Raw genomic sequence first — 10,773 nt, forward strand, 5'->3', positions numbered from 1 at the left:
GGGCGCCGACCGCCTCGGGGACGCGGTCGCGCTCACCGACGGCTACTCGGCCGCCTTCACCGGCGCCGCGCTGGTCGCCCTGGCCGCCGCCCTGCTGGCCGCCCTCACCCTCCGCGGCCGGGTCGCCCAGCCTGCCGAGCAGGCGGCGGCCAAGGTCTAGTCCTGTGGCGTGTCACACTTCCACCGGCCTGCTCCTCATATACCCCCGCTTGGGTATATGGGGAGCATTTCCGCAGGTACAGGTCACGCAGTGACTGCCGTTGACTGCAGCACCGCTCGTCCTGATTAGTCGACCATGTGACGCAGCTGCGTAGGTTCCGCGAAGGCGTTGGGCCGCACGCGGTCACCGTGGCCAACTGTCTGAGCTCCTGCGAGTCGTCCAACGTCGTCTTGGTCAGGCCGGTGCGGGGTGTCGCGGCGAGGCCGGTGTGGTTCGGCGGCGTGCTCACCGACGAGGCGGTGGACCTGATCCTCGATTGGGGGTGGCCGCGGGCGGCCCCGGTCGTGTGGAGATGCCGGAAGGCCTGAACGAACAACTGATCGACCGACCGGTCGACGACAGCGCCGCGAGCTGAAATCCCGGGTGTGCTGGTCAGCGCACCGGTGTCGGCCGCTGCTCACGCCGCTGAGCCTGCTGCCTGCGCCACCCGTAGCGCGTGACACCGCGCGGCTTGTACACCGACAGCACCATGACCAGCAGCAACACCACCGAACCGCCGACCGAGTGCAGGAGCGTGCCGGGCAGCTCACGGGGATCGACGGCCGAGGTCGCCGCGTCGGCCAGGTGGCGCACTGCCGACACCTCGATCAAGAGCACGGTCGCGGCGAATGCGGTCAGCAGCAGCTTGACCAGCACCCAGTAGTGCCGGAACAACCCCCACGGCGTGCCCAGCGCGTTGACGACGCCGATGAGCACTGATGCCAGCGCCAGCGGAACGATGACGTACGAAGTCATGATCCCCATCGCGACGTATGCGGCCCGCACCGTCTCCACGTCCTGCCCGGTGGTGGCGGTGATGTCCAGCGCGAGGTAGGCCAGGACCGCGCCCAACCACCCCACCGAGGTCGTGATGTGGGTGAGCAGCACGAACTTGCGCACCCCGGGCGGGAACCTCACAGCCCACCGCCGGGTGCGCTCTCCTCGGTCGTGATGCCGACCGTCACACCGGCGCCGGTGTGACGACCAGGGCCGTGTTCGCCCCCGAGGCCGGTCAGCACCACGATCAAGGCCAGCAGGACCAGGACGCCGGCGATCACCGCGAGCGTCTTCACCCAACGCGGCACGCTGGGCGGAATGTGCGACCTCGGTCCCTGGCCGGAGCTCGGGTCGGTGTCATCGCTGGAGGGGTCGGGCGGTGTGCTCACGGTGGCCTCCTTGTCGTCTCGCGGATTTATCGAGACACTCTGTCGCTATCTAACCACAATGTCCCTGCGTCGCTGCGCCGTATACTTCGAGCGTGCCCCGGCTCTGGAACGAGACGATCGACGCGCACCGCCAAGCGGTGCACGAGGCGATCCTCGATGCCACCGCCGAACTGGTCCACGCGCACGGCCTGCTGTCGGTGACCATGTCCAAGATTGCCGAGAACACCGGTATCGGGCGGGCCACCCTCTACAAGTACTTCCCCGACGTCGAAGCGATCCTGCACAGCTGGCACCAACGGCAGGTCGAGGGGCACCTCCAGCAGCTCGCCGACATCCGAGACCGCGGCGCCGACCCCCGGGAACGACTCGAAGCCGTCCTGCACGCCTACGCGCGCACCTGGCGGGAACGCTCTTCCCACGACCGTCCCGGCCGCCAACTCGCCGCACTCCTGCACCAGGGACCCCGGCTCGCCGAAGCCGAGCAGCAGGTCCACCACCTGATCAAGGACTTGCTGGTCGAAGTTGCGCCGACCGGCGACCTTCGCGACGACGTCGCACCCGACGAACTCGCCGCCTACTGTGTCCACGCCCTCGCGGCGGCCGGGAGCCTGCGGTCCGAGGCCGCCGTCCGCAGGCTCGTCACCGTCACGATCGCCGGCCTGCGGCCACCGCGCTGACGGACGCCATCGGGCAGCTCCGTCGGTCGTTCGGCCCCGTTGACCGCGAACTGCACCGCGGACCCGAATGCCGGCCACTGCTGGGTCGACATCGTGTTCACCCGTTAGCGATCACATCGACATGAGCGGACAGGAGGCCGCGGCCGTGGCGGCCAGCAGGCCGAGCCCGGCCAGACCGGGCAGGCTGGTCGCCGTGACCGCGGCCGTCACCAGGGTGCCGACACGGTGGACGAGAGGGGCGCTGCGGATGCGGGCCAGGCGATCGAGGCGCAGTTGGACATCGTGGTCGGCGGCGGCCAGCGCGCCGGCCGGTGCGTCGCCGGAACCGATCCGGAGCAACGCGCACCGCACCGTCTCGGCACCGTGGCGTGCGGCGGCCTTGCGGTCGGCGTCGATCTCAGCGAGGACCCGGATCGCGGCAGGCGCTTGGCGCGTCAACGGCACGAACGGCATCGCCCACGCCAGCGCCTCGGCGAGCCCGACGATCATGTGGTGACGCCTGCGGATGTGCGCGCGCTCGTGTTCGAGGACGGCATCCAGTTCGGTGTCGGACAGCCTGTCCGCCAACCCGCGGCTGGCCACGATGAACGGCGGCGTACCAGCGGCGCTGTAGGCGAGCGGTTGCTCGTGGTCGAGCCACAGCACCGGGATCGGCCCCGGCTGCTCACGTGCGGCGATCCGCAACAGGTCCAGTTGCCTGCAGTGCGCACGCTGAGACGCGGCACGCCGTCGGATTGCGCCGATGCCGAACCTGGCCACGACGACGAGCAGCACGGCGGTGCCGAGCATGCCCACCATGTCGTCCAGACGGGGGATGCTGCCGTGTGACACGGCGGTCCAGCACCCGTGCAGCCACTCCAGCACCCACCTGGCCGGGCCGTGTTCTGGCAGCAGCACCAGCACCACGCCCCCCGCTGCGGTCGCGGCCACACCGAGGCAGGTCAGGCACCACCAGGCGATGGCCAGCGCCGGGTCCATCCGGCTGGCGGTGAGGACGCGCAGACGCCGTGGGGCCGCCCAGCCGACGACCAGCGCGCCCAGCACGAGCGCGAATGCGAGGATCATGGTTCTCCGTCGAGAGCTTTGCGCAGCACCTCGGACTCACGTGGGGATACGGTTCGCGCGAAGTGCATGAGGACCGCCTCAGGGTCGCCCGCCGTGTCCAGCAGTTCCCGCAACGCCTTGGCCTCGGCCTCGTCTCGGGTCATCGCCGCCTGGTATCGGTAGGCCCGGCTCACCATGTGGCGGACGACCCAACCCTTGCGGTGCAGGTTGTCCAACACGGTCATGACCGTCGTGTACGCGAGCGTGCGTTCCTCGCTGAGCGTTTCCAGCACATCGCGCACCCGCTGAGACTCGGACGTGCGCCACAGCACGTCCATGATCGCGGTTTCCAACTCGCCGAGCCCTCGCATCACGCCTCCTATCAGGGATAGTAAGCGTGATGCGAGGAGGGGAGTACTCGATCCGCGTCAGCCGGTCTGGAGCAGGCCTTGCATCTCGGTGATCTCGGCCTGCTGCGAGTCGATGATCTGCTGGGCGAGCTTCTTGGCCTCGGCGTTGGAGCCCTGCTGGAGTTGCGTCTTCGACATGTCGATCGCGCCCTGGTGATGCTTGATCATCATCTCCAGGAACATCTTGTCGAAGTCCGCGTCCTTGGCCTGCTTCAGCATCTCCATGTCCTCGGCGCTCATGCCGGACATGTCCGAGCCGTGGTCCATGCCCGGCATACCCGTGGTGTGCACTTGGGCACCCCAGCTGTTGAGCCAGTCGGTCATGGTCTTGATCTCGGGGTCCTGCGCCTTCTCGATGCGCGACGCGAGGTCAAGCACCTTGGGGTTGGACGTCCGGCCCTGAACGAGCTTGGACATCTCGAGCGCGCCCTGGTGGTGGGGGATCATGCCCTGCGCGAACGTGATGTCTGCGTCGTTGTGGTCGCCGGACGGTGCCGCGGCGGCGCTGGTGGTGCTCGTGGTGCCGGTCATGCTGCCCATGTCGTGGCCGCCCGAGCCGGTGTCGGAGCCGTTGCCGCACCCGGCGAGCACAAATCCGGTGGTCAGGACGGCAAGCGCCGTCCCGACCAGGTTCTTCCTGGTCATGATTTCCTCTGCGGTGGTGAAGTCCAGTCGGTTGTACGGCGTCGCGTCAACGTCCTCGGAAGGACGTCACGCGCCGTTTGTCACAGCCGCAGAACGCAGAGTTGGGCCAGTCGTGCTGGTGTGCCACCCGGTCTAGGCGGAGGGGCTCGCGGCCGAACCGCCCCAGTCGATCGTGTGCTGAGGCGCTCCGCGACTGTCCGGCGACTCATCGCGAACAAGGAGAGAGTCAAGCTCAAGGCGGCGCACAGGATCGCCAGACACAGGTGCAGCATGTCGTGCTGCCCGGTCGGGCCGGGAGGGTGCTCCTGGGACGCGCCGTGCGCACAGCAGTCGACCACCGTGGTGGCTGCCGAAGCGGTCGTCGCATGAGCGCCGGGCTCCTGCGTGCCGAGGTGGTGCATGCCAACCACGGCGAACGCGACAGCCCACACCAAGGCCCACTGCGAGGCTCGGATGCGGACGCGAGAGAGCACGACATCACGATACACAGATCGACCACGGCCCACCGGCAGGGCCTTTGTTCGCCCGAAAGGGTAGGTGTGACAGAAGTGTGGGAATGTGGGGAACCGCACTTGAACGTGAGTGGTTATCTGTGCGTATAGGAATCGGACTCATCTCTTCCGTGTTGTCGCCACGAGCTGAACCGATTACGTCAGGGTGTGAATCGATCGTGATGTTGTTCGCGTGTAGGACGTGAACATGTGACGAGTCCCTAAACCGGCATTCGCCTCAGCGGTCCCCGTGGGATACGGCCACGCGTTCGGTCGGCAGACCTTGCCATCAGCGACTACTCGATCGGTGCCGAGCGCGGCCAGGTAGTCGTTCGAGACCCCCCAGGACTGCTGCATCATGACCGGTGCGAGCGCGCCGTTCTCCTGGCACGACCTGTGGGGGTAGCCGAGGCCGTGGCCGACTTCGTGATTGACCACGTACTGCTTGTACTCGACCAGCGCGCCCTGGAACGACACCGCGCCGCGCACCCAGCGGGCGACGTTGACGGTCACGACGTCCGTGGTGGCGCAGGATCCTTCGAATGGGATCGAGAATCCGCAGACCTCGCGCGTGGTCAATTGCGACGTGAGCCTGATGCGGAGGTCCGGCTTGCCGCTGTCGACCCGCCGGAACCCGGTCTGTCCGTCGCCGATCCACCCCCGCGGATCGGCGAGGATGGTGGTGACGTCGGCGGCGAAGCCCTCCGGGCCGCCGACGAGCTGCACGCCCTCTTCCAGTTCGATCGTGTAGGTGACCCGTTTCGCTCCACCGACTGCCGGAGCGGTGCCGGGGACCACCGTCCACTTCTTGCCGCCTTGCGCGGTGAACTCCCCGCCGGGAGGAAGCTCGGCCGAGGCGGTGGCCGCGTCGAACAGCGCGGGGTCGGGGTTGGGTGCCGGGGGAGTGCGGTCCGGGGAGGCATGCGCACCTTCCTCGTGGGCATCAGGTGGAGCAGCTGCCGCGACTTCTATCGGTGCGGGGATCGGTGCCATGGTCTCGCGGATCACGACGGCGGTCAGCCCGGCGAGCAGGAGCACGCTCACCGCTGCTGTGATCCGGTGGCGGATCGAGCGCTTGCGCGGTTTGGCCGCCCTCTGGCCGTCGGCAGGACGGGGGCGGGCGACGAGCGGCCGGTCGTCACGCCGTCTCGGTGCCGTCTTGGTGCGTTCGCGGAGCTGGGGTTCCATCGTGGTCCAGGATCCCACATCAGCTACGATGGTTCATAGTAGGCCGCTTGCTGCGGCAGGTCGTGCACGGGGCGGTTCGGGGAGACGGTGCGGCGCCGGCGGCTGATCGGCCTGGTCGTCGTAATTCTTCGACTCCTTCGTGGCTGTCCCGAGCTGAGCCCGCTGCGGGCCGTCGCCGAGGTGTAAGCCGAGTCGGGGTGGCGGCCCGGGCGTGGAACAACCGGACAGCTCCCTAGTGCTCCACCGGCAACCAGGCGGTCGGTGGCTGGTCAGCCAGGACTCGGCCCGCCTGCGGCCTGTCGGCCGGTAGAACGCAGGGCGGTGGACAACACTCTGCACACCGCTCGAACATCCGGGAGCACGGTGCTCAATCGCTCCCTGCTCGCGGCTGGTGCTCGGGCGCATCGAGGTTGGCACCACCGCCGAGGTAGCGCGCCGGGGACGTGCCGACGGCACGGCGGAAGGCCACGAGGAACGCGCTCGCGGTCGCGTATCCCACGGCGTGCGCGACCCGGGAGACAGGTTGGCGTTCGGCCAGCAGGGGCAGGGCAGCCCGCAGCCTCATGTGTGTGCGCCAGCGGTCGAAGCTCATGCCCGTGTCGTGGACGAACAGTCGCGTCATCGTGCGTCTGCTCACGCCGACGGCCCGCGCGTGGGCCTCAAGGTTGCGTGGGTCCGCGGGATCGGCGAGCAACGCGTCGGCGACGGTGCGCACGCGTTCGTCCACCGGGTACGGCACGTCGATGGGCGTGGCCGGCAGCGGGCGCAGCAGGTCCAGCACGACACCCTCGGCTCGTAGCCGTGCGTCGTCGGCGAGGTCGTCTCGGCCGAGGTGCGCGATCAGGTGCGCCAGCAGCCCGTCGACCCCCACCGGTGTGGGCTCCGTCCAGTCCAGGTGGCACCGGTCCGGTTCCAGGTAGAGGCTGCGCATCACCGCGTCGCGGGTCGCACCGGTCCGGTGGACGATCCCTGCGGGCAACCACAGCGCCCGCGTGGGCGGCAGGACCCAGTAGGCGTCGTCCACGGCGATGCCGAGCACACCGCGTCGAGTCCAGGCCAACTGGTGCTGCGGGTGGCTGTGCGCGGGTATCCACTGCCCCGACGACAACGGGAACGTGCCCACGACGATCGCTCCGACCCCGGGTGGGACGGCACTGACGACGGCCTCGGTCACCGTTCCACCATATGTCCTCAACACGACACAACATGGCCCCGTAGTTGATTGTGGCCAGCCTGCCTCATGCATAGCGTCATCGCATGTCGATCTCCAACGATGGGCGATATCGCGGGGCAGACCTGTCAACCGTCACGCGGGAGGGGCGGCGGCCATGACTTCAGCGTCAACCCTCACCGCGACCGTCGGCCGCCGCCGACCGGCGCTGATCGTGTTGTGCTTCGTGCAGTTCATGCTCGTCTTGGACGACACGGTGGTCAGCGTCGCCCTGCCCAGCATCCGGGATGATCTCGGTTTCGGCACCGCGGGCCTGGCCTGGGTGGTCAACGCCTACTTCCTGGCCTTCGGCGGACTGCTGTTGCTGTTCGGTCGCGCCGCCGACCTGCTCGGCCGCCGACGGGTCTTCCTCGGTGGTGTGGCGCTGTTCGGTGTCGCCAGCCTGGTGTGCGGACTCGCCCAGGAGCCGTGGCAACTGGTGGCAGGCCGGTTCGCCCAAGGCACAGGTGCCGCAATGGCAGGCCCGGCCGCGCTCTCGCTGATCACCCTCCTGTTCCCCGGTACTGCGGAACGCGCCAAGGCACTCGGGATCTGGGGTGGTATCGCGGGTCTGGGCGGTACGACGGGTCTGGTGATCTCGGGCGCGTTGACCGACCTCGCCTCCTGGCGCTGGATCTTCCTGATCAACCTGCCAGTGGCCGTTCTGGCGCTCGTCCTCGTTCCGCGGCTGGTCGCCGAGAGCCGAGCCACTCATCGGACACGTCTAGACGCACCGGGTGCGGTGTTGGGCACCGGCGCCGTCGTCTCTCTGGTCTACGGCCTGCTCGAGGCCGGAGAATCCGGCTGGGTCGACGTGACCGCCGTCGTGTCCCTGGTCCTTGCCGTCGCCTTGGCCGTTTCCTTCCTCGTGGTCGAGGCGCGTGCGGCTGAACCGCTCGTGCCGCGGTCATTCCTGGTCTCGCGGACTCGTGCCGTCTCCAACGGCGCGACCCTGCTGTTCTCCGCCGCCTTCTACGCGATGGCCTTCCTGTTGATGATCCACCTGCAAACCGTGCTCGGTTATGGCCCGCTCCAGGCAGGCGTCGCCTACCTGCCCTTCGGGGCCGGGATCCTCGCCGGCATGTGGCTCTGCTCGCGCGCGGTGATCCGGTTCGGGGTGCGTCGGACACTCGTCACGTCGTTCTTGATCAGTTCCGTCGGGCTGCTCCTGCTGTCCGGCGTGGCACCGGGTGACGGCTACGCCACCGGTGTGCTGCCGGGCTTGCTGGTCACGAGCCTGGGGTGCGGCCTGAGCCTGCCCGCTCTGACGGTCGCCGCAGTCACAGGGACCACCGAGGAGAACGCCGGCCTCGGCTCCGCCGTCTTCAGCTCCGTGCAACAGATCGGTGGCGCGGTGGGCATCGCGGTGCTGGTGACCCTGTCCGCGCACCACAAGGACGCCCGAATCGACTCGACCGGGCCGCTTGCAGCAGCGACGGACGGCTTCTCGTTCACGCTCATCGTCGCTGCCAGCCTCCTCGTGCTCGGTGCCGTTCTCATCGCCATCCTGCTTGATGGCGGCCGCTCGGAATCCGCATCAGTCGCCGGCGAAACTCCGGCAGAACCCAGGTAGCGGCACGGTGTGACAGGGGCGCGCAACGACTCGCAGCTCGGTGGTCAGATGCTGTCGCCGACGTAGGTGTGCGCGATGCCCGCGACCTACGACGACGCCAACACGTCGCCCACGGAACTCGGCCGTGATCGTGACTCCTCGGTGGCGTTGTCCGGAGTCGCCAGGTCGTCTCGTGGTGGAGCGGCCCTCGTCGTGCCCGAACCGGTCTACTATGGGACTTAGTAGACGGTACGACGGGAGAGAGATGACGACACGACGGGTTATCCACCGGCGCCGGTTCCTGCAGCTCGGCGTCGGCGCTACGGCCACCGTCGGACTTGCCGCGTGCTCGACGCCCGCCCGGGTCGGCACGACCCTGATCGGGCCGAACTCACCCGAGGTCGCCGAAGCCGAGAGCGCACGTCGGGCAGCCGGTGCGGCGAAGGAGTCCGTGCGGTTGAACGCGGTCACCGGAATCGTGGACCTCGGCGGTGTTCAAGTCGACACCTGGAGTTACGGTGGACAGGTGCCTGGCCGGGAGATCAGGGTCAGGCGAGGTGATGTGCTCCGTGTCGAGCTGAGCAACGAGTTGCCTGCCTCGACGAGCATCCACTGGCACGGCCTCGCGCTGCGCAACGACATGGACGGCGTGCCCGGCCTGACCCAGGACGAGATCGCTCAGAGCTCACAGTTCACCTACGAGTTCACCGTTCCGGACGCGGGCACCTACTTCTTCCACCCGCACTCGGGAGTGCAGCTCGACCGCGGTCTCTATGCGCCGTTGATCGTGGAGGATCCAGAGGACGGCGCCGACTACGACAGCGAGCTGGTGATCGTGCTGGACGACTGGCTCGACGGCATCGACCGCACGCCGGACGAGGCGTTGGACGAGCTGATGCGCAACGGCATGGGTGGCATGGACCACGGATCCATGGGCGGGATGCCGCGGTCGACGCTACTGGGCGGGGACGCGGGAGATCTGGTGTACCCGCATGTGCTGGCCAACGGCCGGACGTTCCGTGACCCGGTCTCCGCTGAGTTCAAAGCCGGGCAACGGGTGCGGCTGCGGCTGATCAACGCGGCGGCGGACACCGCGTTCCGCGTAGGTGTGCCAGGGGTGCGGATGCGCGTGAGCCACACCGACGGCTTCCCCGTGAAGCCGACCGAGGCCGACGTGGTGATGATCGGCATGGGCGAGCGGGTGGACGCGGTGGTGACGATGCCGGACGGTGCCGTACCGGTGCTCGCCATCGCGGAGGGGCGCGACCAGTACGCGCAGGTGACCCTCAGAGCCCCGACCACGCAGATGACACCGGTCGGCCCGGAAGCGGTCGCAGAGTTGATGAAGCTCCGGGTGCTCATGGCGGTCGAACTGGAGGCGGCTGATCGGGTCGCGGTGCGGGTGAAGCAGCCCGACGTCGTCCACGACCTCGTGCTCGAAGGCCCTGGGGAGCGCTACGACTGGACGATCAACGGCAAGCCGTACGACCCGAAGGACGGCCTGCCGATCCGCCAAGGGCAGTACGTGCGCCTACGGATGCAGAACAAGACGACGATGTTCCACCCCATGCACCTGCACGGGCACACCTTCCAGGTGCGAGGCTCGGGTGACCGCGGGCCGCGCAAGGACACGGCGCTGGTGCTGCCGGGCCGCGGCCTCAACGTCGACTTCATCGCCGACAACCCCGGCCAGTGGCTCACCCACTGTCACAACGTTTACCACGGCGAGGCGGGCATGATGGCGGTCGTGTCCTACGTCGAATAGCGCTCCCCAGCGGTGGGTTCTGTCCCGCCACGTGCATACGCCGCGCGTCTTTCCGGTGACGCAGGCCCGGTCCATGCGGGCGCATCGCCACGTCGGCTCGGCGCGCCGAGGCAGGACGGTGCCTCGGCACAGATCACGACCTCGCGCCGGTCGTTCGAGTCGTCGCTGACGACGTCCAGCTGCGAGTAGTGGGGTCGTTCTCCTGGTCCGGACGCACTGCCTTGCGCGAGCGCAGCCGATCGCGGCTGGGAGAGCCCGCCGGCCTCGCCACCGCCGTGCGGCGGTATGAGCCGGCCGCACGGTCGGGGCGGACGGCTCTCTACTGACCTAGTAGAGCGTCGCCTCTAACGTTTGGGATAGAGATGGCGAAGTCGGGTACGGGCATCGTCGGTGGTGAAGTGCCAGTCGACCTGACGCTGGTCCGCG

At 68.5% G+C, this 10,773-nt stretch carries 10 protein-coding genes; 3 read left to right on the plus strand and 7 right to left on the minus strand.

Annotation, left to right across the window (positions count from 1 at the left end):
• Positions 1-592 precede the first annotated feature (592 nt).
• Together ADK67_RS06005 and ADK67_RS48655 are read right to left on the minus strand one after the other, a co-directional pair.
• On the minus strand, positions 593-1,117 hold the full coding sequence (locus ADK67_RS06005) for a hypothetical protein (protein ID WP_053715387.1): 525 nt from the start codon (positions 1,115-1,117) through the stop codon (positions 593-595).
• A complete protein-coding gene (locus tag ADK67_RS48655; protein ID WP_053715388.1) occupies positions 1,114-1,365 on the minus strand; it encodes a hypothetical protein in 252 nt (83 codons plus the stop codon). Before ADK67_RS48655 ends, ADK67_RS06005 begins: the two co-directional genes overlap by 4 nt.
• Positions 1,366-1,457: 92 nt before the next feature.
• Between ADK67_RS48655 and ADK67_RS06015 the strand changes: the two genes are divergently transcribed.
• Positions 1,458-2,042 carry a TetR/AcrR family transcriptional regulator gene (locus ADK67_RS06015; RefSeq protein WP_053715389.1) on the plus strand — a complete coding sequence of 195 codons (585 nt, stop codon included), beginning with the start codon at positions 1,458-1,460 and terminating at the stop codon, positions 2,040-2,042.
• A 111-nt stretch (positions 2,043-2,153) separates the two neighbouring features.
• Here the strand turns inward: ADK67_RS06015 and ADK67_RS06020 are convergent, their stop codons facing one another.
• From ADK67_RS06020 to ADK67_RS06040, 5 genes are all read right to left on the minus strand, one after another.
• Positions 2,154-3,107: a M56 family metallopeptidase gene (locus ADK67_RS06020; protein ID WP_053715390.1), complete on the minus strand. Its 954-nt coding sequence runs from the start codon at positions 3,105-3,107 to the stop codon at positions 2,154-2,156.
• Positions 3,104-3,457 (minus strand): BlaI/MecI/CopY family transcriptional regulator, encoded by a 354-nt coding sequence (locus tag ADK67_RS06025; RefSeq protein WP_053715391.1) that lies wholly within the window; start codon positions 3,455-3,457, stop codon positions 3,104-3,106. Before ADK67_RS06025 ends, ADK67_RS06020 begins: the two co-directional genes overlap by 4 nt.
• A gap of 57 nt (positions 3,458-3,514) precedes the next feature.
• Positions 3,515-4,141, minus strand: coding sequence for a DUF305 domain-containing protein (locus ADK67_RS06030; protein WP_053715392.1), 627 nt, complete (start codon positions 4,139-4,141; stop codon positions 3,515-3,517).
• A 647-nt stretch (positions 4,142-4,788) separates the two neighbouring features.
• The gene (locus tag ADK67_RS06035; RefSeq protein ID WP_053715393.1) at positions 4,789-5,820 is read right to left on the minus strand and encodes a DUF3152 domain-containing protein; all 1,032 of its coding nucleotides are present in this window, start codon (positions 5,818-5,820) and stop codon (positions 4,789-4,791) included.
• Between the two features lie 367 nt (positions 5,821-6,187).
• Positions 6,188-6,994: an AraC family transcriptional regulator gene (locus tag ADK67_RS06040; protein ID WP_053715394.1), complete on the minus strand. Its 807-nt coding sequence runs from the start codon at positions 6,992-6,994 to the stop codon at positions 6,188-6,190.
• A 154-nt stretch (positions 6,995-7,148) separates the two neighbouring features.
• Here ADK67_RS06040 and ADK67_RS06045 point away from each other — a divergent pair, with 154 nt between their 5' ends.
• Positions 7,149-8,603: an MFS transporter gene (locus ADK67_RS06045; protein ID WP_053715395.1), complete on the plus strand. Its 1,455-nt coding sequence runs from the start codon at positions 7,149-7,151 to the stop codon at positions 8,601-8,603.
• A 172-nt stretch (positions 8,604-8,775) separates the two neighbouring features.
• Positions 8,776-10,347, plus strand: a complete 1,572-nt coding sequence (locus tag ADK67_RS06050) for a multicopper oxidase family protein (protein ID WP_231648034.1) — start codon at positions 8,776-8,778, stop codon at positions 10,345-10,347.
• Positions 10,348-10,773: the final 426 nt, after the last annotated feature.

Origin of the sequence: Saccharothrix sp. NRRL B-16348, from assembly GCF_001280085.1 — a bacterium.
GTDB lineage: Bacteria > Actinomycetota > Actinomycetes > Mycobacteriales > Pseudonocardiaceae > Actinosynnema.